Source organism: Paracidovorax sp. MALMAid1276 (genome assembly GCF_049198005.1).
In the GTDB taxonomy this organism is placed as follows: Bacteria; Pseudomonadota; Gammaproteobacteria; order Burkholderiales; family Burkholderiaceae_C; genus Acidovorax.
The window spans coordinates 1-24,197 of sequence record NZ_JBMIRS010000072.1 but is presented as its reverse complement, the minus strand read 5'-3'; the positions used below and the strand labels follow the sequence as shown (position 1 = coordinate 24,197).

Genomic DNA, 24,197 nt, shown 5'->3' with positions numbered 1-24,197 from the left:
AAAAGACATTGAACAGGCTCCATCCCCTCAGGCGGCCGCCAGTGCCGCCCTGCGCCTCAGCACCAGTCCGCCGAACAGCGGCGCCATCACATACATGCTGACCGAGTACACGGCTGCGGGCAGCGCCAGCTGGAAGTTGCCCAGCACCGACAGCGCGATGAAGATGGCCAGCGTGGAGTTGTGGATGCCAATCTCGAAGCCGATGGCGGTGGCCATGGGCTTGTCCATGCCCAGCGCGCGCGGCACGAAGTAGCCCGCGCCCAGGCTCAGCGCATTGAACAGCAGCACGGCCGGGCCGATGTCGGCGAACGAGGCCGACAGCGCCGCCCATTCCTTCACGATGGCGATCAGCGCAAAGGCGGCCAGCACCAGCGCACTAAAGAGCTTCATGGGCTTTTCCATGCGCGCACTGAACGCCGGGGCGCGCCGGTGCACCCCCATGCCCAGCACCACGGGCAGCAGCACCACCACGATCACCTCCAGCACCTTGCCGAACTGCAGCGGCACCACCTGGCCGGTGTTGGCAAACGTGGCGATGGCCCAGTTGGTGATGAGCGGCAGGCTCACGATGGACAGCAGCGTGTTGATGGCCGTGAGCGAGATGTTCATCGCCACGTTGCCGCCGAAAAGGTGGCTGAACAGGTTGGCCGACACGCCACCGGGCGACGCGGCCAGCAGCATCAGCCCCACGGCATACACGGGCGGCACGCCCAGCAGCACGATGAGGCCATAGCAGGCGGCGGGCAGCACCGCCACCTGCAGCACCAGGGCCAGCAGCACGGCGCGCGGGTGCTGCAGCAGGCGCTTGAAGTCGGCCACCGTGAGCGACAGGCCCAGGCCGAACATGACCAGGCCCAGCGCGATGAACAGCAGCGTGGGCAGGATGGATACAAAACTCATGGGCACACGCAGGCCACAGGGGCCGCGCTCCGTTCAGGCTTCAGGCAGGGTAATGAAGGCGGCAGCCAGGCGTTGCCGCTGAGGCTTGTTGGGTCGGCAGGAAATCACTGGAACCGTTCACGCTGAGCCTGTCGAAGCGCTGCGCGAGCTTCGACAGGCTCAGCCCGAACGGAAATTTCAAGTTCCGCGATGCCGATTCCACAATGGCTTTGCAGCGTTGCAATGCTTCAGGCGGCAGCCCGCCCGGTTTGCAAGCGCACCGGGCCGCTGCGCGCTTCAATCTCAGCCTGCACCTCCTTGCGCAGGCCCAGCAAAAAGCCCAGCTCGGCCACCACGAACAGCGGCCCCACGATCAGGCCCGCCAGGTCGTCCACAAAGGCGGGCTTGCGGCCTTCGTAGTAGTGGCCGATGAACTGGATCACCCAGCCCACCACAAACAGCCCCACGCCCGCCGCCAGCCACAGTGCCGTGCCTTGCAGCGCCAGCCACTGCCCGCCCACCAGCATGGCCGACAGCAGCGCGGCCATGGCCACGCCAAAGCGGAAGTCGAGCCGGAAGTAAAAGAAGCAGCTGGCCAGCGCCGCCGCGAGCGCGGGGCTGGCCGGCAGGTCGCCCAGCTGCCACGTGGGGCGCGACAGCAGCACCACCACCGCGAACATGATCATGGGCACGCCCACAAAATGCGTGTGGATGTTGCGCGGGTCGCGGTGGTAGGCGGCGTACTGCGCGAGGTGGTCGATCAGGGTTTTCATGGGTGTCTCCGGATATTGTTTTGAGCAGCATCCATGGTCACCCGCAGCGGGCGCGGGGTCTGTCGTGCAACCGACAAAACGCGGCCCCGCCGGTGGCACGACGGCCGCCATGGCGCCTGCGCCCCTGCCCTATCCTTTGCCTCCTCGCCGCACCTTCGGCCCCGCCTCTCCAGCCAGCCCGCATGACTTTGCCATCCGCCCATCTGCCCGTGCTCCAGTCTGGCCGCTGGTTTGCCCACCTGCCGCCCGCGTTTGCCGATGCCCTGATAGCCATGGCCCAACTGAAGGCCCTGCAGGCGGGCGAGGTGCTGTTCTTGCGCGGCGATGCGCCCTGCGGGCTGTATGCGGTGCTGCGCGGCGCGGTGGCCATCTCGGGCACCGGGGGGCGGGCCGACGAGGCGCGCTCTGCGCTGCTGATCCGGCTGGAGCCGCCGCACTGGTTTGGCGAGATCTCGGTGTTTGACAACTCGGCCCGCACGCACGACGCGCACGCCACCGAGCCCACCACGCTGCTGCACATCCCGCACGAGCGGCTGCAGCAATGGCTGCAGGCCCACCCCGAGCACTGGCATGCGCTGGCCCTGCTGCTCACCGACAAGCTGCGCTCGGCCTTTGTGGCGGTGGAAGAGCTGGCCCTGCTGCCCGCACCGCAGCGCTTGGCGCGCCGCTTGGTGATGATGGCAGAGGGCTACGGCCAGTGGAACGCCGAGGGCCAGTCGCGCCGGGTGATTGGTATCTCGCAAGAGCAGCTGTCGCTGATGCTGGCCATTTCGCGCCAGACCACCAACCAGATCCTCAAGGAGCTGGAGGCGCGCCACCTGGTGCGGGTGCAGCGCGGCGAGGTGGAGATTCTGGACCTGGCGGCCCTGCGCGCCTCATGCTATTAGTTGTATAGCTGCAAGCGCTTGATGGATAAGCGCTCAAGGCATTTTTTACACAAATAATAAGCACACATTCCATTTCCGGGCACAATCACGGCCATGCAACTGAACTACATCGCCAACGCCTCGGTGCCGTCCGCCTCGGGCCGCACGATTCCTGTGATCGATCCGTCCGACGGCCAGCCCTTCGACGAGATCCAGCGCAGCAACGCCGACGACATCGACGCGGCGGTGCGTGCGGCGCGCCAGTGCTACCACGCGGTGTGGCACAAGCTGGCGCCGGTGGAGCGCGGCCGCCTGCTGCAAAAGCTCTCGGCCAAGATCCTGGAGCATGCCGACGAGCTGACGGCGCTGGAGCAGCGCGACTGCGGCAAGCCCACCAAGCAGGCGCGGGCCGATGCCATCGCACTGGCACGCTACTTCGAGTTCTACGCCGGTGCGTGCGACAAGTTCCACGGCGAGACCATCCCCTACCCCGACGGCTACAGCGTGCTGACCTGGCGCGAGCCCCACGGCGTGACGGGCCATGTGATCCCCTGGAACTACCCCATGCAGATCTTCGGCCGCAGCGTGGGCGGCGCGCTGGCGGCGGGCAATGTCTGCGTGGTCAAACCGGCGGAAGACGCCTGCCTGTCGCTGATCCGCGTGGCGCAGCTGGCGTCCGAGGTGGGCTTCCCGGCCGGTGCACTCAACATCGTCACCGGCTACGGCCATGAGGTGGGCGACGCACTGGCGCGCCACCCCGGCATCGACCACATCAGCTTCACCGGCAGCCCCAAGATCGGCACGCTGATCCAGCAGGTGGCTGCCGAGCGCCACTGCCCCGTGACGCTGGAACTGGGCGGCAAGAGCCCGCAGATCATCTTTGCGGATGCGGACCTTGATGCCGCCATCCCCGTGGTCATCAACGCCATCGTGCAGAACGCGGGCCAGACCTGCTCGGCCGGCTCGCGCGTGCTGATCGACTCGCTGATCTACGAACCCCTGCTGGAGCGCCTGGGCAAGGCCTTTGAAGCGCTGCGCGTGGGCCCCGCCGCCATGGACCTGGATGTGGGCCCGCTGATCCGCCAGACGCAGCAGCAGCGCGTGTGGGACTTCCTCTCTGACGCGCAAGTCGCGGGCATCCCCATGGTGGCCCAGGGCGTGGTGGTGGATGAAGCGCCCGACACCGGCTTTTACCAGGCGCCCACGCTGCTGCGCGATGTGCCCGTGCAGCACCGGCTGGCGCAGGAAGAAGTCTTCGGCCCCGTGCTGTCGGCCATGGCCTTCCAGGACGAAGACCATGCCGTGGAGCTGGCCAACGCCACGCAGTTTGGCCTGGTGGCGGGCATCTGGACGCGCGACGGCGCCCGCCAGTTCCGCATGGCCAAGCGTGTGGCGAGCGGGCAGGTGTTCATCAACAACTATGGCGCGGCCGGTGGCGTGGAGCTGCCGTTTGGCGGCGTCAAGTCCAGCGGCTACGGGCGCGAAAAGGGCTTTGAAGCACTGTATGGCTTCACCACCCTGAAGACGGTGGCCATCAAGTACGGTTGATTGCGCACAAGGTGTCGCACCTGCGCACGACGGCGCGGGTGGGGCCCGCTAACCTCTGCCCCTTCCGTACGACGCCTTTTTTTGCCATGCCCCTGAGCCCCCCCGCCCCCCGCACCCTGAAACATGTCCGCCGGGTGAACTACCAGGGCTTTGAACGCGACGATGGCCTGTGGGACATCGAAGGCGAGCTGCACGACAGCAAGGCCTACGACGCGACGTCGTTCCGCGACCCCAGCAAACAGCGCCTGGCGGGCGAGGCCATCCACCACATGTGGCTGCGCGTGACGGTGAACCGCCAGCTGGTGGTGCAGGCCATCGACGTGGCCATGGATGCCCACCCGCTGGCCGGCTGCACCGAGGCGCGGGCCGCGCTGCAGCAGATGGTGGGCTGCAGCATGGCGCGCGGCTGGCGCCAGTCCATCCAGAAGCACCTGGGCGGCGTGGCCAGTTGCACGCACCTGCGCGAGCTGCTGTTCAACCTGGCCACGGCCGCCTTCCAGTCGGTGCCCGCCGTGTTCTCGTCCAGCAACCCCGACGAGCCGCCCCGCCACCTGGGCCAATGCACGGGCTGGGACTTCAACGGCAACGGGGTGAAGGAATACTTCCCGCAGTTCTATGGCCGGGCAGAGATCATGGCCCCAAAAAATATAGAAAAAACAGCCTCCAGCGCTTGATGGACAAGCGCTGACAGCTATCAATTTTGATTAAATCCCAGGAGACCCACCCATGCGCGTTTCGAACAAATCCATCATCGTCACCGGCGCCGGCAATGGCATTGGCGAAGGCATTGCCAAGCGCCTGGCCGCTGAAGGTGGCAAGGTCATCGTGAACGACATCAACGAGGCGGGCGGCCAGCGCGTGGTGGCCGAGATCACCGCTGCCGGCGGCACCGCCGCCTTTTTCAAGGCCGACGTGACGAACTCGGCCCAGGTCAAGGCCATGGTCGACGAAGCCCTGCGCCTGTACGGCCGACTGGACGTGGTGGTCAACAACGCCGGCTGGACGCACCGCAACCGCCCCATGCTGGAAGTGAGCGAGGACGAGTTCGACAAGGTCTATGCCATCAACATGAAGAGCATCTACCTGAGCGCCATCCACGCCGTGCCCGCACTGCGCCAGGCGGGCGGCGGCAGCATCATCAACATTGCGTCCACCGCGGGCCTGCGGCCCCGCCCGGGCCTCACCTGGTACAACGGCTCCAAGGGCGCCGTCATCATCACCAGCAAGTCGATGGCGGCCGAGCTGGGCCCCGACAACATCCGCGTGAACTGCATCAACCCCGTGTTCAACCCCGACACGGGCCTGGCTGCCGAGTTTGCGGGCGGCCCGGTGGACGAGGCGCGCCGCGCCAAGTTCCTGGCCACCATTCCGCTGGGCCGCTTTTCCACGGCGCTCGACGTGGCCAATGCGGCGCTGTACCTGGCAAGCGACGAAGCGGCCTTTGTGAGCGGCGTGTGCATCGAGGTGGACGGCGGGCGCTGCGTCTGACACGCCCCGGCGGGGGCGCCCTGGCGCCGCGCGACGGGCGCCCAACCCCACAGCGGCCCCTGGCACTGCCAGGGGCATGTCGGCAGCGGCGCCGGGCTGCGGCAAAATCCGGGGTCTATGGCCGAACGTGTGATTCCCCTGGTGGACCAACGCATCGCCGCTTTGGCGGCGCGGGTGCCCGCGCACCCGGTGGCCCCCACGGGCGTGCTCACCGACACGCGGGGCCGCCCGCTGCGCGACCTGCGCATCAGCGTGACGGACCGCTGCAACTTCCGCTGCAACTACTGCATGCCCAAGGAAGTGTTCGACAAGGACTACCCCTACCTGCCGCAAGGCGCGCTGCTGAGCTTTGAAGAGATCACGCGGCTGGCCCGGCTCTTTCTGGCCCACGGTGTGCGCAAGATCCGCCTCACGGGCGGCGAGCCGCTGTTGCGCAAGAACCTGGAAGCCCTGGTGGCCCAGCTGGCTGCGCTGCGCACGGTGGACGGGCTGCCACCCGACCTCACACTCACCACCAACGGATCGCTGCTGGCCCGCAAGGCCCGCGCGCTCAAGGACGCGGGCCTGAACCGCGTGACCGTGAGCCTGGATGGCCTGGATGACGCGGTGTTCCGCCGCATGAACGATGTGGACTTTCCGGTGGCCGACGTGCTGGCGGGCATCGAGGCGGCGCATGCGGCGGGCCTGTCGCAGATCAAGGTCAACATGGTGGTCAAGCGCGGCACCAACGAGCATGAAATATTGCCCATGGCGCGGCACTTTCGCGGCACGGGCACCACGCTGCGCTTCATCGAATACATGGACGTGGGCGCGACCAACGGCTGGCGCATGGACGAGGTGCTGCCGTCGGCCGAGCTGATCGAACGCCTGCGCGCCGAACTGCCGCTGGTGCAACTGGACCCGAGCAGCCCCGGCGAAACCGCCGAGCGCTGGGGTTATGCCGACGCGGCGGGCCAGCATGACCCTGCGCTGGGCGAGGTGGGCGTGATCAGCAGCGTGACCCAGGCCTTCTGCCACGACTGCAACCGCGCGCGGCTTTCCACCGAGGGCAAGCTCTATCTGTGCCTGTTTGCCACCCAGGGCTACGACCTGCGCACCCTGCTGCGCGGCGGCGCCAGCGACGAAGCCATTGCCTCGGCCATCGCGCCCATCTGGCAGCAGCGCGCAGATCGGTATTCGGAGCTGCGCAGCAGCCTGCCGGCAGACACCACGCCGGGCGGCGCGCGGCGGGTGGAGATGAGCTACATCGGTGGATAACGATTGAACGAATGATTGAACCCAACGACATCACCGGCCTAGTCCTCGCCGGAGGCCGGGGCTCCCGCATGGGCGGGGTCGACAAAGGCCTGCAGAACTTTCGCGGCCTGCCGCTGGCCTTGCACACGCTGATGCGGCTGCAGATGCAGACCGGCAACGTGATGGTCAACGCCAACCGCAACCTGGCGGCCTATGAGGCGTTTGGCGCACCCGTGTGGCCCGACGTGCTGGCCGACTACGCAGGGCCGCTGGCCGGGTTTCTGACCGGGCTGGAGCGCTGCGAAACCCCCTGGCTGCTGACCGTGCCGTGTGACACGCCGCTGTTCCCGCTGGACCTGGCACAGCGCCTCGCCGCGGCGGCCGAGGCCCAGGACGCCGATATCGCCATGGCCGCCGCCCCCGAGGACGACGGCACAGGCCAGACCGCCGTGCGCACCCAGCCCGTGTTCTGCCTGCTGCGTGTGGGCCTGCTCGAAAGCCTGGTCGCCTTCACACAGGCCGGCGGCCGCAAGATCGACGCATGGACGGGCCAGCACCGCTGTGCCATCGTGCCGTTTGACCAGCCGGGCGATGACCTTCAGGCTTTCTTCAACGCCAACACCCTGGCCGAATTGCATGCACTCGAAGGCACCGGCGCGCCGGGGGCCTGATCGGGCGCAGCGCGACGCGGCGTGGCATCAGGCGCAGGGTGAACGGCTGCGAAGCTTGAAAGCGATGACGAAGAACCCGGCCCCTCCAAGGCCCTTTGCAAGCCTTCGAAGCCGCCAACCGGCAAAGATTGCCTTAAAGCACACGCTGAAACCCCACCCACCGTTCGGGCTGAGCCCGTCGAAGCCGGGTCGCCGTCGTCACAACCCAAGGCCCCTGCCCTGCCGCCTTCCTCCCTGGTTTTGCTGTCGATACACCCCATGAAAACCATTGCCCAGATTGCCGCCGAACTGCAAGGCTACGACCCGCAGGCCCTGAGCGCCGCCGATGTGAACCAGTTTCTGGACCAGCTGGTCGAGCCCGTCACCGGCACCGAAACCCTGCCGCTGTTCAGCGCCCTGGGCCGCGTGCTGGCCGAGGACGTGGTCTCCCCCATCAGCGTGCCGCCGCACGACAACTCCGCCATGGACGGCTATGCCTTTGCCGGCGATCAGCTGGCACCTGGCCAGCCCCTCACGCTGCGCGTGGTGGGCACGGCGCTGGCGGGCAAGGCCTGGGCGGGCGCCGTGGGCGCGGGCGAGTGCGTGAAGATCATGACCGGCGCCATCATGCCGGCGGGCCTGGACACCGTGGTGCCGCAGGAGTTCACCACGGCGGGCGGTGACGGACAGATCACCATTGCGGCGGATGTGCTGAAGACCGGCGACAACCGCCGCTTCAAGGGCGAAGACATCATGCAAGGCCGGGTGGCCCTGGCCCGCGGCGAGCGGCTGACCCCCGCCGCCCTGGGCCTGGTGGCCAGCCTGGGCCTGCCCACCGTGCGCGTGTTCCGCCGCCTGCGCGTGGCCTACTTTTCGACCGGCGACGAGATCCTGAGCCTGGGCGAGCCGCCCCGCGAAGGCGCGGTGTACGACAGCAACCGCTACACCGTGTTCGGCCTGCTCACGCGCATGGGGGTGGAAGTGATCGACCTGGGCGTGGTGCGCGACGAGCCCGCGCTGCTCGAAGCTGCGTTTCGCCAAGCTGCCCAGCAGGCCGACGCCATCATCACCAGCGGCGGCGTGAGCGTGGGCGAAGCCGACCACACGCGCACCATGATGAAACAGCTGGGTGACGTGGCCTTCTGGCGCATCGCCATGCGGCCCGGCCGCCCCATGGCGGTGGGGCGCATTGCCGGCAGCAAAAATCAAGACAAAACAGCCCCCAGCGCTTATCCATCAAGCGCTGACAGCTATCAAAATGATACTGACCCATCGCACAACGGCGCCGTGCTGTTCGGCCTGCCCGGCAACCCGGTGGCGGTGATGGTGACCTTTTTGGCCTTTGTGCGCCCCGCCCTGCTGCGCATGATGGGCAGCACCCACAGCGCACCGCCGCTGCTGCGCGCCATCAGCACCGAGGCGATGCGCAAAAAGCCCGGCCGCACCGAGTACCAGCGTGGCCGGGTCACCACCGCGCCCGACGGCACGCTGCAGGTGTGCACCACGGGCAACCAGGGCTCGGGCGTGCTCAGCTCCATGGTGCAGGCCAACGGCCTCATCGTGCTGCACCACGGCCAGGGCAACGTGGCCGTGGGCGACGCGGTGGACGTGATGGTGTTTGACGGCGTGATCTGACAACCCCACGCGCCCCCGCCCCGCCCGCGCCCGGTGGCGCCTGGCTAACCTGAAGTTTTGCGAGAAGTGACAGCCATGACATACACCGCCCAACACCTGGCCCAGCCCCCCACCCGCGCCGAAGTGGACCAAACCACCGGCGCCACCGTCGTCGAGTTCGGCACCCCCTGGTGCGGCCACTGCCAGCGCGCCCAGCCGCTGATCGAAGCCGCACTCAAAGACCGCCCCGAGATCGCCCACATCAAGGTCGAAGACGGCCCCGGCCAGCGCCTGGGCCGAAGCTTTGGGGTCAAGCTCTGGCCTACGCTGGTGTTCTTGAAGGATGGGAAGGAAGTGGCGCGGCTGGTGAGGCCGCAGAGGGGGCAGGAGTTGCAGGAAGCGGTGCAGGTGATCGGGGCCTAAACTTTCGGATTCCTATGGGAATCTCGCGCCACTGAGCATTGGGCTGCGCGAATGGATGTTATGAGCTCTCACACCCCACAACATCCGCGCTGATGCATGACCGGAATCGGCCATGAGCAGCCGGTGGGTAAGGGGGGCCTTCAATTCCTCAAGCCTTCTGGCATCACACTCGGATGTTCATCGTAGATTGGGTCGAGCAACTCATGCGAGAGCTTGCCAACATGTATTCCGATCAAGCGCTTGAAGGACTCAAGAGCCCGTTCATCCAAACGTGCCTCGGCTTCCAATAGAGCTTTCGAAAGTTGCGCAATAGCGGCTTCCAGAGGGGCAGCTATTGCTGCCGCGTCGCGTTGATTCATGTTCGGTGCTAGGGTTTGATGGCCGCCTTCGCGCGGCGCTACGAGGATACCGCCCGCACAAATTGTGGAGGACCTCCCAACGGCAATCTTTAGTTTCGAGTGTGCAAGTTTGCCCACAGCGATCCTCGGCCCAGCCGTCAGCATTGGGCCCGAAGCAGCCTTCGCGCAGTTGAAGGGTCAAGTCGGGCCCTTCTTATCTTCCTGCTGACTACTTAGCCACGTAATCATGCCCCTGCGGATGCAGCGGATGCGCAGGCACGTCCGCCGCCACCGCCGTGTTCGCCCCCGGCACCGCCTTGCGCGCAAACAGTGTGTACATGGTGGGCACCACAAAGATGGTGAGCAAGGTGCCCAGCGACATGCCGCCCACGATCACCCAGCCGATCTGCGTGCGCGTTTCGGCGCCGGCGCCCGTCGCCAATGCCAGCGGAATCGCGCCCAGCACCATGGCGCCGGTGGTCATCAGGATGGGGCGCAGGCGCTGCTCGGAGGCCTTGACCAGCGCATCCACCATCTCCATGCCCTGCTCGCGCAGCTGGTTGGTGAACTCCACGATCAGGATGCCGTGCTTGGTGATCAGGCCCACCAGCGTGATGAGGCCAATCTGTGAATACACGTTGAGCGAGCCGCCGCTCCACTTCAGGGCCAGCAGCGCGCCGATCATGGACAGCGGCACTGACAGCATGATGACGAGCGGGTCGACAAAGCTCTCGAACTGCGCGGCCAGCACCAGGAAGATGAACACCAGCGCCAGCACGAACACGATGCCCAAAGCGCCCTGCGAGCTTTTGAATTCGCGCGAGATGCCGTTCAGATCGGTGGTGTAGCCGGGCTTGAGCACCTTGGCCGCCGTGGTGCCCATGAAGCTGAGCGCCTCGCCCAGCGAGTAGCTGGGCGAGAGGTTGGCCGTGATGGTGGCCGAGCGGCGCTGGCCGAAGTGGTTCAGCTCGCGCGGGCTCACGCTTTCGCGCACCGTGACCAGGCTGGACAGCGGAATCATCGCCTCGTTGCGGCCGCGCACGTAGATGGTGTCGATGTTCTCGGGCGTGGTGCGGCCCCGCGCCTCGGTCTGCACGATCACGTCGTACTGCTCGGCGTCGCGCTTGTAGCGGGTCACGGTGCGGCCGCCCAGCATGGTCTCGATGGCCTTGGCCACCACGTCCACGCTCACGCCCAGGTCGGCGGCGCGCTCGCGGTTGACCTCGATGCGCAGTTCAGGCTTGTTCAGGCGCAGGTCCACGTCCGGGCCCACGATGCCGGGGTTCTGCGCAATCTCGGCCATGAAGGCCTTCACCACCGTGTTGAGGTTTTCGTAGCTGTCGGAGGTCTGGATCACGTACGTGAGCGGGCGCGAGCGAAATCCCTGGCCCAGCGACGGCGGCGTGATGAGGAAGGCGTTGACGCCCGGCAGGCCGGACACCTTGGGCTGCAGCTCGCGCGCAAGATCGAGCGTGGTGCGCTCGCGCTTTTCCCAATCCACCGTGCGGTAGATGACGCTGCCCTGCGCCACCGTGGGGTTGCCGATGTTGGCGAAGATGCGGTCGAACTCGCCGTAGCCACGGCCGATCTGCTCCAGCTCCAGCGCATAGCGGTTGGTGTATTCCAGCGTGGCGCCGTCGGGCGCGGTGACGCTGGCCAGGATGGTGCCCCGGTCTTCCAGCGGAGAAAGCTCCTGCCGCATGCTGGGGTACACCACGGCTAGCGCGATGCCGCTGGCGGCCATCACGGCCAGCACCAGCCAGCGGGCCTGGAACACGGCGCCGCGCCAGCCGCCGCTCTGGGGCGTGCCATCGGCACCGCGCTGCGCCCACCGGGCGGTGACCACCCAGCGCAACAGGCGGCCATAGGCGCCCGACAGCGCAGTCAGCCAGCGCTCCATGGAGCGGTCGAACCAGTTGGGTTGGGGGTTGTGGCGCAGCAGCAGCGAGCACATCATGGGCGACAGCGTGAGCGCCACAAAGCCCGACACCAGCACAGCGCCCGCCAGCGCCAGCGCAAACTCCACAAACAGGCGCCCCGTGCGCCCCGGGGTGAAGGCCAGCGGCGCGTACACGGCCACCAGGGTCAGCGTCATGGCCACGATGGCAAAGCCGATCTCGCGCGCCCCCTTGATGGCGGCCGAGAACGGATCCAGCCCTTCTTCGATGTGCCGGTAGATGTTCTCCAGCATCACGATGGCGTCGTCCACCACCAGGCCGATGGCCAGCACCAGCGCCAGCAGCGTGAGGGTGTTGATCGAGAAGCCCGCCAGCGACATCAGCGCAAAGCTGCCCACCAGGCTGACCGGAATGGTGACGATGGGAATGATGGACGCGCGGAAGGTGCGCAAAAACACAAAGATCACCAGCGCCACCAGCACCACCGCCTCGGCAATGGTGGTGTACACGCTCTTGATGGAGCGGTCGATGAACAGCGAGTTGTCGTTGGCGATGTCGATGCCGATGTCGGGCGGCAGGTCGGCCTTGAGCGTGGGCAGCATCTCGCGCACGCCCTTGGACAGATCGAGCGGATTGGCCGTGGCCTGGCGGATCACGCCCACGGAGATGGCCTCGCGGCCATTCAGCCGCACGCGGCTGCGGTCGCTGGCCGCGCCCTCTTCCACCCGGGCCACATCGCGGATGCGCACGGGAAATCCATTCACCGTGCGGATCACCACGTTGGAGAACTGCGCGGGGGTGGCCAGATCGGTTTGCGAGGTGACGCTGAATTCGCGCTGCTGCGATTCGATGCGCCCGGCCGGCAGCTCCAGGTTGTTGCGGCGGATGGCGTCTTCCACATCCTGCGTGGTCAGGCGGTAGCCCGCCATGCGCTCGGGGTCCAGCCACACGCGCATGGCGTACTTGCGCTCGCCATAGATGGGCACGTCGGCCACGCCGGTCACGGTCTGCAGGCGCGGCTTGACGATGCGGTTGACGAGGTCGTTGATCTCGAGCGGGCTGCGCGTCTCGCTGCTGAAGGCGAGCCACATCACGGGCGAGGCGTCGGCCTCGACCTTGGCGATCACGGGCTCGTCCACCGCGTCGGGCAGGCGGTTGCGCACCCGGGCGGTGCGGTCGCGCACCTCGGCGGCGGCGTTGTCGGCGTCTTTCTCCAGGCGAAAGCGCACGCTGATCTGGCTTTGCTCGGCCCGGCTGATGGAGGTGATCACGTCCACCGCGTCGATGCCTGCAATGGAGTCTTCGAGCGGCTTGGTGACCTGCGACTCGATCACCTCGGCCGAGGCGCCCGCGTAGCGCACACTGACCGTGACCACCGGCTCGTCGATCTTGGGGTACTCGCGCACCGACAGGCGCGTGAAGCTCACCGCACCGATCAGCAGCACCAGCAGCGACAGCACGGTGGCAAACACTGGCCGGCGGATGGAAATTTCAGCGAGTTGCATGGCAGTGGGAGGGAGTCAGGGCAATGGGAGACGGCGGGGTGGGGGCCGGGTCAGGCCGGCGAGCGCACCGGCGGCTGCGCCAGGGGCGCACGCGGAGCGGGCCCCGAAGGCGCCGCGCGCGTGGCCGGGGCCGCACCCTGCTGGCAGGGGTTTGCACCGGGAAGCGGCTCGACCAGCGTGGCGCCGGCGAGGCGCCCCGCAGCCGACGCGGCAGCGGGTGGTGTCGCTGCCGTTGACGATGCCGCTGCCGACGTCGTTGCCGGTTCGGCGGTCCGCGCAGCCGAAGCGCCGGGCGCCGCCTTTGCAGCCGCCCCCTGCGCCCCACCGGCGGCGGCGCCCCCGCCCAGCTGCACCACGCGCACCGCGGTGCCGTCGCGCTGGATGCGCTGCTGGCCGGCCGACACCACCAAATCGCCCAGAGCCAGCCCCTGCACCACCTCCACAAAACCGGGCATGCGTGCACCCAGCGTGACCGGAGTGCGCTGGGCCACCCGCGTGCCCGGCTCCTTGCCGTCCACGATCTTCAGCACATAGGGCATGGCGCCATCGGGCACCACGGCCTCCTCCGGAATCACGCGGGCGTCGCTGCGCTCGGCGAACACGGTCGTCACGCGCGCGAACATGCCGGGCCGCAGCTGAAGGCGGCGGTTGTCGATGCAGCCGCGCACGGCCAGGGAGCGTCCGTCCGCGTCGATCTGGGGGTTGATCGCCTGCACCACGGCGGCATAGCGCACGCCCGGCAGGGCATCAAAAGACACTTGCGCAGCCTGGCCGGTGCGCACCTTGCCCTGCAGGCGCTCGGGCAGGCGGAAATCCACGTACACCGCATCCAGGTCTTCCACGTTGACGATGTCGGCGCCGTCCTTGAGGTAGTCGCCCACGTTCACGTTGCGGATGCCGGCAATGCCGTCGAACGGCGCGACGATCTTCAGGCGCGAAGCCGTGGCCTGCGCCAGTGCCAGCTTGGCCTGCGCCACCTCGAGGTTGGCGGCACTTTCGTCCACCGAGCGCTGGCTGATGAAGCCCTGGGCCACCAGCTCCTGGTTGCGCTTGTGGTTGGCCTGGGCGATGGACAGCTCGGCCTGGCTTTGCTGCACCTGGGCGCGGGGCAGCTGGTCGTCAAACTGCACCAGCACCTGGCCCCGGCGCACGCGCTCGCCGTCGCGGAAGTTCAGTTGCGTGATGCGCCCGCTCACCTCGGGCCGCAGCACCACACTCTGGCGCGACCTCAGGCTGCCCACGGCCTCGGCATCGTCCCGCAGGGCCCTCTGGCGCACGGCCACCGCTTCCACGGCGACCGCCCTGCCCGCCCCCGCCTGCCCGCCAGCCGCCGGTGCGCCGCCACGGGCGCCTGCGGGGCCGCCCCCCCCCTGCGCCGAAGGGCCTGAGCCCGCCGCCCCCGGACTGGCGGCTTCGGTGCGCGGCGCCTGTGCCGGCTTTTGCAGCCACCAGGCCGCTGCCGCCGCAACAGCGATGCCGACGACTGCGACAACGAGGGTTCTTTTCTTGGACGCCATGGATGGATCTGACCGGGTGGGGACAAAAGTCAATCTGACAATGTATCAGTGCGTGTCTGACCCTGCAGGCATGGACGCTGTGCCCCGGGGCCTTCCGCTCAGGTTTTACCCGGGCTTTACATGCGGGCACCAAAAAGGGCTCCCGCAGGAGCCCTTTGCGTGCGTGGCGCGAGGCAAGCGCGCCCTGCCGGAAGACTAGCCCCGCCCCAGCGCCTGGTTCACCCCCTTGTTGGCCAAGCCATCCGCCCGCTCGTTGCCCGGGTCGCCCGAGTGCCCCTTCACCCATCGCCATTCGATGCGGTGCCCGCCCGTGCTGACCAGGGCGTCGAGCCGCTGCCACAGCTCGACATTCTTGACAGGCTGTTTGGACGCCGTGCGCCACCCCTTGGCCTTCCAGCCATGGATCCATTCAGTGATGCCCTTGCGCACATATTCGCTGTCGAGGTACAGCGTCACCGCGCAGGGCCGCTTGAGCGCGGCCAGCGCCTCGATCACGGCCATCAGCTCCATGCGGTTGTTGGTCGTGCCCAGCTCGCCGCCGAACAATTCCTTCTCCACTTCGCCCGAGCGCAGCAGCACGCCCCAGCCGCCCGGCCCGGGATTGCCCTTGCACGCGCCGTCTGTGTATATCTCTACCTGGTTCAATCTGCGTTCTTTCTGATCTGTTGAAGGGTTTGCGTTCGCGGCACCGATGGGGATGGCGATGGCGAAGCCGGGGCGGCACGGGCCCGGTTGGCAATGGGAACGCTGCCTGCGGCACGCTGTCGCTGGCTGCGCCAGCGGGGCTCCATCAGTCGCATGCCATGCACGCGCTTGACCGCCACCATGAAATACGCGGCACCGAAGATGGGCCACCACTTCTCGCCCAGCGGGTCCATGAACGCCCATCGGTCCAGCCACGCGGTGCTGCGCACGGCAGGACGATAACAGCCAAAACGGGCCGATTCGACTTCGAAACTCAAAAGCCGCAGCCAGTCCCGCAAACGGCGATAGCCGATGAATTCACCCACGTCGGGCAGGTAGAGCCGGCTGCCGCCAAACCGCTGGTAGAGGCGCGCGCGCCGCTGGCGCAGGCCCCAGAGGCTGGCGGGGTTGAGGCCACTGATGACCACCCGCCCTTCGGGCACCAGCACGCGCTCCACCTCGCGCAGCGCGGCATGCGGGTCGATGCTCAGCTCCAGGGTGTGCGGCAGCACCAGCAGGTCGAGGCTGGCTTCTGCAAACGGCAGGGCCACCGGGTCGGCCAGCAGCGCCACGGCCCGGCGGGGAAGCGGCGACGACGGCGCCGGGCCGGCCGATGCGGCGGCATCGCCCACCTGTGCGCCCTTCTGCATGCCTTCCTCCACGCCCTCCTGCCCCAGAGCCAGCCATTGGTGGGGCATGCGGTTGGCGCGCAGGGCATCGAGCATGGGCATGCCGAGCTGCAGGCTGTGATAGCCAAAGATGTCGGCCACCGCGTCGTCAAAGCATGACTGCTCCCACGCCAGCAGGTACCTGCCGGGCGGGGAGTCGAACCAGTGGTGCAAACCTATAATTTGATCGCTCATGAACTTGCTGCCACTGCCCGCCTTCACCGACAACTACATCTGGATGCTGCACGACGGCCGCCAGGCCCTGGTGGTGGACCCCGGCGATGCAGCCCCCGTGTTTCAGGCGCTTTCCGACCTGAAGCTGGACTTGCAGGCCATTCTAGTCACGCACCAACACCCCGATCATGTCGGCGGTGTCGACGCGCTGCGCGAAGCCACGGGCGCCACGGTGTACGGCCCTGCCCGCGAGCGCATCCCCGAGCCCGTGGTCCGCCTGTCCGCAGGAGACGCGGTGCCATCGCTGGGCTTGCAGTTCGAGGTGATCGATGTGCCCGGCCACACTGCGGGACACATCGCCTATTTCTGCCCTGCCGCGCAGGGCGCTCCGCTGCTGTTCTGTGGCGACACGCTTTTTTCTGGCGGCTGCGGGCGGCTGTTCGAAGGCACACCTGCGCAGATGCTGCACTCGCTGGACCAGCTGGCGGCGCTGCCCGGCGACACGCGCGTGTGCTGCACCCACGAATACACGCTGGCCAACCTGAAGTTTGCCCGCAGTGTGGAACCCGGCAACGCGGCGCTGCTCCAGTACAGCAGCCGCTGTGAAACCTTGCGTGCGCAGAACCTGCCCACCCTGCCCTCCACCGTGGCGCTGGAGAGAGATATCAACCCCTTCCTGCGTGTGCGGCAAGCCGCAGTGGCCCAGGCCGCCAAGGGCCGCGACCCGCAGGTTCACGAAGAAGACGCCGTGGCGGTGATGGCCGCGCTGCGCCAATGGAAAAACGAGTTCCGATGAAAATTCTGCACATCGCCTGCCTGGCCAGTGCCCTCTGGCTGACAGGATGCGCCACGGTGGAGACGCTACCGGGCGACAACACCGCCTCCACCACCGGCAGCGCTCCCGCAGCGCCCAAGGCGCCCCTCAAGCCCCATACGCCGGTGTATCCCAACGGCCCCCTCGAACCCATCGCGATGGCGCAAGCCGCACACGGCAGCGTGGCCTCCCTGTCGGCCCCTTCCGACCTCTGGGACCGCATCCGCCGGGGCTTTGCCATGCCCGATCTGGAGCATGAACTGGTACAGGACCGCGAGCAGTGGTATGCCACCCGGCCCGACTACATGCAGCGGATGACGGAGCGCTCGAGCAAGTATCTGTTCCACATCGTCGAAGAGCTGGAGCGCCGCGGCATGCCCACCGAGCTGGCGCTGCTGCCCTATATCGAGAGCGCGTTCAACCCGCAGGCCGTGTCGGTGGCCAAGGCGGCCGGCATGTGGCAGTTCATGCCGGCCACGGGCACCTATTTCGACTTGAAGCAGAACGCATTCCGCGATGACCGGCGCGACGTGCTGGCCTCCACCCGCGCGGCGCTCGACTACCTGCAAAAGCTCTACAACATGTTTGGCGACTGGCACCTGGCCCTGGCCGCCTACAACTGGGGCGAGGGCAGCGTGGGCCGCGCCATAGCGCGCAACCAGAAGGCCGGCCTGGGCACCAGCTACACCGAGCTGAACATGCCCGCAGAAACGCGCATGTACGTGCCCAAGCTGCAGGCGGTGAAGAACATCGTGGCCAACCCCGACGCCTTCAAGACCGAGCTGCCGCTGATCGAGAACCACCCCTACTTTCAGACCGTGGACATCACGCACGACATTGACGTGGCGCTGGTGGCCTCGCTGGCCGGCATTCGCGAGGAAGACTTCCGCGCCCTCAACCCTTCGTTCAACCGGCCCGTGATCTTCGCCGCGGGCACGCCGCAGATCCTGCTGCCCTGGAACAACGCCAAGGTGTTCCAGCGCAACCTGGAGGCCCGCCGCGAAGGCCAGTACGCAAGCTGGACGGTGTGGTCCGTGCCCAGCAACATGAGCGTGGCGGAGGCTGCCCAGCGCGCCGGCATCAGCGAAGCCGATCTGCGCAGCGTGAACAACATTCCGCCGCGCATGCTGATCAAGGCCGGATCGGCGCTCATGGTGCCGCGCTCCAGCACCACCCGGCAGGACGTCTCCTCACACCTTGCCGACAACGGCCAGCTGTCGTTCACGCCCGAAGTGGTGACGCGTCGGACGACGGTGCGCGCGGGCAAGGGCGAGACGGTGGCCAGCATTGCCCGCCGCTACAGGCTGACGGCCGCCCATGTGGCCGACTGGAACGATGTGCGCGCCAATGCGGCCTTCAAGGCGGGCCAGCAGGTGGTCGTGTACCTGCCCGTGCGTGCTGCGCGCGAGAGCAGCGGCGCCACGCGCTCCAGCAGCGCCAGCAAGCGCGCGGTGGCGCCCACCGCCCGGAAGGGCGGAACACCCTCCAAGGTCCGGCGCCGCTGAGCCCCTGCGGTGCCGCGCCCTGCGGGGCGCTCAGAGCTTGAGCGAATGCATTCCCATCAGCCCCAGGATGCCCATGATGATGAGATACAGGGCCACGATGGTGCTGAGCAGGCGCGGCATGATGAGGATGAGAATGCCCGCGATGAGCGAAACGAGCGGGCCGATGCTGAGGGTGAATGTCATGGGCGATCCTTGGGAATATCGAACAGGCTTCTGCCGCAAAGGCTCGCGGGCCAGGGCGGCCGGCTGAGGCTAACCCCGCCGGGAAGCCGACGAATGTAAGCCATCTTCCCGAGTCCGGGGCGCCGTCCCTACACGTTGAATTTGATGCGCGCCTTGCGCACGAAGTCGTTGGTGAACGTGCGGGCCAGGTCCACCCGCGCATCGCCCAGTTCGGGGTGGGCCCGAGCCAGCACCTTCCAGGCCGTGGCAGCGCCATCGTCGGGCATCAGGCCGTGGGGGGAATAGGTTTCGCGCACGCGGGTGAATGCCGTCAGGTACGCGCTGCGGTCGCCCATCAGAAAGGCTGCCGGCACGGTCTTGACGATGTCGGCAGGCACGGCCGTCTGCAGCCACTTGAGGGCATGCACCACCGCGTTGGCAAGCGCCTGCGCCTGGGCCGGGTGTTTCTGCACGAAGGCCTGCGGCGCATACAGGCAACCGGCGGGCATGACACCGCCCAGCACGTCCTGCGACGCCTTCAGCGAACGCAAATCGCCCACGATGCGCACGTCGCCCTTTTGTTCCAGCAGCGTCATGAGCGGATCGGCATGGCACAGGGCGTGCACCTGCCCCGTGCGCAACGCACTCATGGCGGCCGCGCCCGAGCCCACGCCGACAAAACTCACATCGCCTGCGCCCATGCCGGCGCGTGCCAGCAGCAGGCTGGCCGCAAGATGGGTGGACGAGCCGATGGACGACACGCCGACCCGGCGCCCCGCCAGGTCGCCCAGGCCCTTGTAGGCCGGCAGGGCGCGCTGGGATACCCCGAGCGCCAGCTGCGGCGCGCGGCCGTGCAGCACCAGCGAACGGTATGACTGCCCCCGCAACTGCAGCCGGAGCGTGTGCTCATACGCGCCCGAGCACACATCGGCAGCCCCGTCCTGAACCGCCTGCAGCGCGAGCGCGCCCGCGGGAAAGTCGCGCACAGACACATCGAGCCCCTCAGCGCGGAAATACCCCAGTTGGTCCGCCAGCGCCAGCGGCAGGTGATAGAGAACCCCCTGGCCGCCCACCGCAATCGTGAGCCGCCCCAGCGCAGCCGGGCCCTGCGGCTCGCCGTGTGGCTCGTCGGCCCGCGCGCGCCCGTGCGCCAGCAGCGCTGGCGCGCACACACTGGCGGCCGACAAGGCAGACACGGCAGCGGCAAACGCACGGCGACTGAGCAAACGGGAATTCACGGAATCAGGAGGGTTGAAAGGGTTCAGGAACACACCGCGCTGTCAGGGGCGGCGGAGCGCAGTCAGGGCACAGCAGGCAGCGAGATCAACGAAAAAGCAGGACAGCGAATGCTGCATTGCAACAATCGTGCCGCAAACCCTGCCTGCGCGCATCAGGGTGAGCCCGTGGGGGTTTCTACGTAAGAACCGCGCCGCGGCCTCCACAGCGCATGGCGCATGCCGCATGACACCCGTGTGCAGCCTGCCGTGCTGCGTGGCACGGCGGCACGCCTCACCTTACCGATAACCCACGAACAGGATGGCAATGTTCACCACAAAAGCGCCCGCCCACACGGCACTGCGCGCCGTCGGCATGTCGGCGACATACATCATGATGTAGAAGATGCGCAGCATGACGTACAGGAACGCCAGCATGTCCAGCATCGTCTGCCCCGCGCCCAGAAGGTGGGCAATGATGACCGCGCCGATGAAGAACGGCAGGTTTTCAAAACTGTTGGCCTGCGCCGCATTGGCACGGGCCCGCCAGTCGGTCTGCCGCGCCATCCATTCGCGCGGATTGCGGTTGTCAAAACCTCCGTCGCGGCGGGGCTTGCCAAAGGCCCCGCTCTTGGCGAGCCAGGCGCAGCCGATGGGCAGCAGAGCTGCGATCAGCACGCACCAGTAAGCCACCGTAAACCGTGCAACGTGCATGCTGGTGTTCATGATTTTTCAAGCCTTTTTGCGCCCCAGCGCTTATTGAGCAAGCGCTGGCAGCTATTAAATTGTGAGTATTCTAGAGGCACGCCGCAAGCCGGAAGAGACCGGCCACGCAGGCGCGCTGCATCATCGCCGGTCCACCAGCGCGTGGGCAATGGTGCCCAGGTCCACATACTCCAGTTCGCTGCCCACCGGAACGCCGCGCGCCAGCCGCGTCACATGCACGCCGCGGCTCTTGAGCGATTCGCTGATCACATGCGCGGTGGCCTCGCCTTCCGCATTGAAGTTGGTGGCCAGGATCACCTCCTCCACCACGCCATCGCACGCGCGCTCCATCAGCTTGTGCAGGCCGATTTCCTTTGGGCCCACGCCGTCCAGCGGGCTGAGCCGCCCCATCAAAACGAAGTACAGGCCCTTGAACGCGCCCGTGCGCTCCAGCGCCGCCTGGTCCGCCGGCGTCTCCACCACACACAGCCGCGTGGCATCGCGATCCGGGTCGAGGCAGGTGCCGCACACCTCGGCCTCGGTGAACGTGTGGCAGCGCGCACAGTGGTGCACCGTGCCCACAGCATCCGACAGCGCACGCGAAAGCGCGAGCGCCCCCTCGCGGTCGTGCTGCAGCAGATGAAACGCCATGCGCTGCGCAGACTTCACCCCCACCCCCGGCAGCCGGCGCAGCGCCTGGATCAGAACGTCGAGGGAGTTGGTGGTGGACATGGGATAACGGACGATGCAGATGAGCGGGTAGGAGATAGCGGCGCCAGGCTTCGACAGGCTCAGCCCGAACGGAGGCTTGGAATTTGGCAAGCCCTCACGAAGGCGTTCACACCCCGCCCTCAAGGGCGTAGCGAGCGCCTGCCAGGCTAGGCGGACGGAGCGCAGCAACCGGAACGTACTTCCTGTACGTGAGGATTGCGAGCACCGCCCAACGACGCATGGCTGGCGCGCAGTAGCCAACCCTCAGAAAGGGAATTTCATGCCGCCGGGGAGGCCCGGCATCCCTGCCGTGAGCTTGCCCATCTTCTCTGCCGAAGTCTCCTCGGCCTTGCGCACGGCCGCATTGAAAGCCGCCGCCACCAAGTCTTCGAGCATGTCCTTGTCCTCGGCCAGCAGGCTGGGGTCGATGGTGATGCGCTTGACGTCGTGCTTGCAGGTCATCAGCACCTTGACCAGGCCAGCGCCCGACTCGCCCTCCACCTCGATGAACGCCAGTTCGTCCTGTGCCTTCTTCAGGTTGTCCTGCATGGCCTGGGCTTGCTTCATGAGGCCGGCGAGTTGTCCTTTGTTGAACATGGTGTGGTTTCCTTTTCAGTTGAAATCAGTCAGAAAGATCGATGGTGCAGGGTGGGGTTCGCCGGGCGGCACGCCGGGCCTCCCGGTGCCAACATCCTGTGCAAGAAGCCGCGCAGGTCATGCAGGCTTGATGCTGCCAGGGACAATTTTGGCCCCGTAGTCGCGCATCAGCGACTGGACAAAGGGGTCGCTCATCACGATCTCCTCGGCACGGCGCTGGCGCTCGGCCGCTGCGGCGGCATTGCGGCGGGCGGGGCTGTCGATGACCACCCCCACCTCGACGCTGATCTGCGTGGCGTGCCCCGCCGCCTCCAGCGCGGCGCGCAGGCGCTCGCGCGCCACGGGCTGGTTCAGGGATTCTCGCTCCACGCGCAGCAGCCAGTGGCCCCCATCGCGCGCGACCAGCTGCGACTGCAGGGCCAGCTCGCGCACCAGCGCGGCAATGGCCTCGGCCGCCACCAGCTGCTGCACGGTGGCATGCCACACATCGCCCTCTTCGGTGGGCGTGTAGCGCGCGGACACGGGCCGTGGCGCGGTCAGGGGCTGGGCGGCGGGCTGAAGCCGCTCGCCGGGCTCAGGGGCCGTGCGCACCGGGATTGCTACAAATTCAGGAGCTTTCAGCGCTTGCTGGTCAAGCGCTGGGGCCATTTTTTGATCAAAATTTTCGGGGGATCGAACCGGCAACGGCGTGCTGGGCCTGCTTGAATTGTTGGGCGTGCTTGCCGCCCGGAACGTGGGCGGGGCTGCCAGCGCCGCCGCAGCACCTGCGCCATCCTCGTCCGGTGAATCCGGCCAGGGCGGAGGCTCTGGGGACACGGGCGGCGCAGCGGCTGCAGGCGGTGCCGCAGAGACCGCAAGCGGGCCGGGCGTCGATCCCAGCGTCGAGGTAAGCGCCGCCGCCGATGCACCAGCCTCCGACGGCCCCGCAGGACGGGATTCAGTCGGCGCTAGAGTTTTTTTTTCAGCCGCCCCGCCCTGGGGTTTGAAGGCCAGCAGGCGCAACAGCACCATGGTCAGCGCCGCATACTCATCGGGCGCCAGGCCCAGCTCGCCGCGACCGTGCAGGCACACGCTGTAAAGCAGCTGGGTTTCGTCTGCCGGCATCAGCGCGGCCAGGCGCGCGGTTTCCGCAGCCTCGGGGTCGTTGGCATCCACAGCACCGGCCATCTGCGGCACGGCCTGGTACACGGCCATGCGCTGCAGCACGGCGCTCATCTCTTCCAGCGTGGACGCGGCCGAAAGGCCGTTCATGCGCAGCGCGTCCGACGTCTCCACCACCGTCTTGCCGTCGCCCTGGGCCAGGGCCTCGATGAGGCGGAAGACGTACGAACGGTCCACTGCGCCCAGCATCTGGCGCACACCGGCCTCCTGCAGCTGGCCGCTGCCAAAGGCGATGGCCTGGTCGGTGAGCGAGAGCGCATCGCGCATGGAGCCGCGCGCCGCGCGCGACAGCAGGCGCAGGGCCTGGGGCTCGGCAGGCACGTTTTCATGCGCCAGCACGCGGGTAAGGTGCTCCAGCACCGTCTCGGGCGCCATGGGCCGCAGGTTGAACTGCAGGCAGCGGCTGAGCACCGTGACCGGCACCTTCTGCGGGTCGGTGGTGGCGAGCACGAACTTGAGGTATTCGGGCGGCTCTTCCAGCGTCTTGAGCATGGCGTTGAACGCCGTATTCGTCAGCATGTGCACTTCGTCGATCATGAAGACCTTGAAGCGCCCCTGCACGGGCTTGTAGACCGCCTGCTCCAGCAGGCTCTGCACTTCATCCACGCCCCGGTTGGAGGCCGCATCCAGCTCGGTGTAGTCCACAAAGCGGCCGCTGTCGATGTCGGTGCAGGCCTGGCACACGCCGCAGGGTGTGGCCGTGATGCCGCCATTGCCATCGGGGCCCTGGCAGTTGAGCGACTTGGCCAGGATGCGCGACACCGTGGTCTTGCCCACGCCGCGCGTACCGGTGAACAGATACGCGTGGTGCAGGCGCTGCTGCGTGAGCGCATTGGAGAGGGCCTGCACCACATGCTCCTGCCCCACCATTTCGGTGAAATTGCGGGGACGGTACTTGCGGGCGAGCACGAGGTAGGACATAGGAAGTGGATTCTAGGGCCCGCCAGGCCCCAACTCTCCGAAACTGGCGCGCCCCAGGGCCAGCGAACGCCGCGCAAGGGCCGCGCCGCCGCGCTGGCGTTGTCCCTCTTCCCGAATTGCGCAGCAATTCGAGAGAAGGGGGAAGG

23 protein-coding genes are annotated in these 24,197 nt (G+C 67.4%); 10 read left to right on the top strand and 13 right to left on the bottom strand.

All coding sequences use genetic code 11. The features are described 5' to 3' along the window. Window positions 1-27: 27 nt before the first annotated feature. Both ACOQFS_RS04755 and ACOQFS_RS04750 read right to left on the bottom strand, forming a co-directional pair. Window positions 28-900: a bile acid:sodium symporter family protein gene (locus ACOQFS_RS04755; protein ID WP_421561765.1), complete on the bottom strand. Its 873-nt coding sequence runs from the start codon at window positions 898-900 to the stop codon at window positions 28-30. A 227-nt stretch (window positions 901-1,127) separates the two neighbouring features. Beyond that, window positions 1,128-1,652, bottom strand: coding sequence for a DUF962 domain-containing protein (locus ACOQFS_RS04750; protein ID WP_421561764.1), 525 nt, complete (start codon window positions 1,650-1,652; stop codon window positions 1,128-1,130). Between the two features lie 182 nt (window positions 1,653-1,834). On the opposite strand from ACOQFS_RS04750, the gene ACOQFS_RS04745 reads away from it, so the two are divergent. The 8 genes from ACOQFS_RS04745 to ACOQFS_RS04710 all read left to right on the top strand — a co-directional run bounded on the left by ACOQFS_RS04745 (window position 1,835) and on the right by ACOQFS_RS04710 (window position 9,477). Next, on the top strand, window positions 1,835-2,539 hold the full coding sequence (locus tag ACOQFS_RS04745) for a Crp/Fnr family transcriptional regulator (protein ID WP_421561763.1): 705 nt from the start codon (window positions 1,835-1,837) through the stop codon (window positions 2,537-2,539). Window positions 2,540-2,632: 93 nt separating this feature from the next. Further along, window positions 2,633-4,066, top strand: coding sequence for an aldehyde dehydrogenase family protein (locus ACOQFS_RS04740; RefSeq protein WP_421561762.1), 1,434 nt, complete (start codon window positions 2,633-2,635; stop codon window positions 4,064-4,066). A gap of 86 nt (window positions 4,067-4,152) precedes the next feature. After that, complete coding sequence (locus tag ACOQFS_RS04735; protein ID WP_421561761.1) at window positions 4,153-4,740, top strand: DUF2889 domain-containing protein; 588 nt, start codon at window positions 4,153-4,155, stop codon at window positions 4,738-4,740. Between the two features lie 52 nt (window positions 4,741-4,792). After that, a complete protein-coding gene (locus ACOQFS_RS04730; RefSeq protein ID WP_421561760.1) occupies window positions 4,793-5,554 on the top strand; it encodes an SDR family oxidoreductase in 762 nt (253 codons plus the stop codon). 117 nt (window positions 5,555-5,671) lie between these two features. Further along, window positions 5,672-6,811 (top strand): GTP 3',8-cyclase MoaA, encoded by a 1,140-nt coding sequence (moaA, locus tag ACOQFS_RS04725; protein WP_421561759.1) that lies wholly within the window; start codon window positions 5,672-5,674, stop codon window positions 6,809-6,811. An 11-nt stretch (window positions 6,812-6,822) separates the two neighbouring features. Beyond that, window positions 6,823-7,461 carry a molybdenum cofactor guanylyltransferase MobA gene (gene mobA / locus ACOQFS_RS04720; RefSeq protein WP_421561758.1) on the top strand — a complete coding sequence of 213 codons (639 nt, stop codon included), beginning with the start codon at window positions 6,823-6,825 and terminating at the stop codon, window positions 7,459-7,461. A gap of 258 nt (window positions 7,462-7,719) precedes the next feature. Continuing rightward, window positions 7,720-9,075, top strand: coding sequence for a gephyrin-like molybdotransferase Glp (glp, locus tag ACOQFS_RS04715; RefSeq protein ID WP_421561757.1), 1,356 nt, complete (start codon window positions 7,720-7,722; stop codon window positions 9,073-9,075). A gap of 75 nt (window positions 9,076-9,150) precedes the next feature. Next, the gene (locus tag ACOQFS_RS04710; RefSeq protein ID WP_421561756.1) at window positions 9,151-9,477 is read left to right on the top strand and encodes a thioredoxin family protein; all 327 of its coding nucleotides are present in this window, start codon (window positions 9,151-9,153) and stop codon (window positions 9,475-9,477) included. Between the two features lie 140 nt (window positions 9,478-9,617). Here ACOQFS_RS04710 and ACOQFS_RS04705 read toward each other — a convergent pair whose 3' ends face one another. From ACOQFS_RS04705 to ACOQFS_RS04685, 5 genes are all read right to left on the bottom strand, one after another. Further along, entirely contained in the window at window positions 9,618-9,836 is a 219-nt protein-coding gene (locus tag ACOQFS_RS04705; protein WP_421561755.1) for a hypothetical protein, read from the bottom strand. Between the two features lie 208 nt (window positions 9,837-10,044). Next, window positions 10,045-13,218, bottom strand: coding sequence for an efflux RND transporter permease subunit (locus ACOQFS_RS04700; protein ID WP_421561754.1), 3,174 nt, complete (start codon window positions 13,216-13,218; stop codon window positions 10,045-10,047). A gap of 50 nt (window positions 13,219-13,268) precedes the next feature. Continuing rightward, window positions 13,269-14,735 carry an efflux RND transporter periplasmic adaptor subunit gene (locus tag ACOQFS_RS04695; RefSeq protein WP_421561753.1) on the bottom strand — a complete coding sequence of 489 codons (1,467 nt, stop codon included), beginning with the start codon at window positions 14,733-14,735 and terminating at the stop codon, window positions 13,269-13,271. Window positions 14,736-14,930: 195 nt separating this feature from the next. Further along, window positions 14,931-15,380: a ribonuclease HI gene (rnhA, locus tag ACOQFS_RS04690; RefSeq protein WP_421561752.1), complete on the bottom strand. Its 450-nt coding sequence runs from the start codon at window positions 15,378-15,380 to the stop codon at window positions 14,931-14,933. Continuing rightward, entirely contained in the window at window positions 15,377-16,282 is a 906-nt protein-coding gene (locus tag ACOQFS_RS04685; RefSeq protein WP_421561751.1) for a class I SAM-dependent methyltransferase, read from the bottom strand. Before ACOQFS_RS04685 ends, rnhA begins: the two co-directional genes overlap by 4 nt. Between ACOQFS_RS04685 and gloB the strand changes: the two genes are divergently transcribed. Both gloB and ACOQFS_RS04675 read left to right on the top strand, forming a co-directional pair. After that, window positions 16,281-17,057: a hydroxyacylglutathione hydrolase gene (gene gloB / locus ACOQFS_RS04680; RefSeq protein ID WP_421561750.1), complete on the top strand. Its 777-nt coding sequence runs from the start codon at window positions 16,281-16,283 to the stop codon at window positions 17,055-17,057. The two genes, ACOQFS_RS04685 and gloB, sit on opposite strands and share 2 nt — an antisense overlap. After that, on the top strand, window positions 17,054-18,580 hold the full coding sequence (locus ACOQFS_RS04675) for a transglycosylase SLT domain-containing protein (RefSeq protein ID WP_421561749.1): 1,527 nt from the start codon (window positions 17,054-17,056) through the stop codon (window positions 18,578-18,580). The genes gloB and ACOQFS_RS04675 overlap by 4 nt, the downstream gene beginning before the upstream one ends. Before the next feature lie 30 nt (window positions 18,581-18,610). Here the strand turns inward: ACOQFS_RS04675 and ACOQFS_RS04670 are convergent, their stop codons facing one another. The 6 genes from ACOQFS_RS04670 to dnaX form a co-directional block, all read right to left on the bottom strand. After that, complete coding sequence (locus ACOQFS_RS04670; protein ID WP_409833704.1) at window positions 18,611-18,763, bottom strand: DUF3096 domain-containing protein; 153 nt, start codon at window positions 18,761-18,763, stop codon at window positions 18,611-18,613. A gap of 128 nt (window positions 18,764-18,891) precedes the next feature. After that, window positions 18,892-19,980: an ABC transporter substrate-binding protein gene (locus ACOQFS_RS04665; RefSeq protein ID WP_421561748.1), complete on the bottom strand. Its 1,089-nt coding sequence runs from the start codon at window positions 19,978-19,980 to the stop codon at window positions 18,892-18,894. 276 nt (window positions 19,981-20,256) lie between these two features. Then, window positions 20,257-20,682 carry an MAPEG family protein gene (locus ACOQFS_RS04660; protein ID WP_421561747.1) on the bottom strand — a complete coding sequence of 142 codons (426 nt, stop codon included), beginning with the start codon at window positions 20,680-20,682 and terminating at the stop codon, window positions 20,257-20,259. A gap of 120 nt (window positions 20,683-20,802) precedes the next feature. Further along, window positions 20,803-21,393 carry a recombination mediator RecR gene (gene recR, locus ACOQFS_RS04655; protein WP_421561746.1) on the bottom strand — a complete coding sequence of 197 codons (591 nt, stop codon included), beginning with the start codon at window positions 21,391-21,393 and terminating at the stop codon, window positions 20,803-20,805. A 243-nt stretch (window positions 21,394-21,636) separates the two neighbouring features. After that, the gene (locus ACOQFS_RS04650) at window positions 21,637-21,969 is read right to left on the bottom strand and encodes a YbaB/EbfC family nucleoid-associated protein (RefSeq protein ID WP_421561745.1); all 333 of its coding nucleotides are present in this window, start codon (window positions 21,967-21,969) and stop codon (window positions 21,637-21,639) included. A gap of 117 nt (window positions 21,970-22,086) precedes the next feature. After that, entirely contained in the window at window positions 22,087-24,051 is a 1,965-nt protein-coding gene (dnaX, locus tag ACOQFS_RS04645; protein ID WP_421561744.1) for a DNA polymerase III subunit gamma/tau, read from the bottom strand. Window positions 24,052-24,197 lie beyond the last annotated feature (146 nt).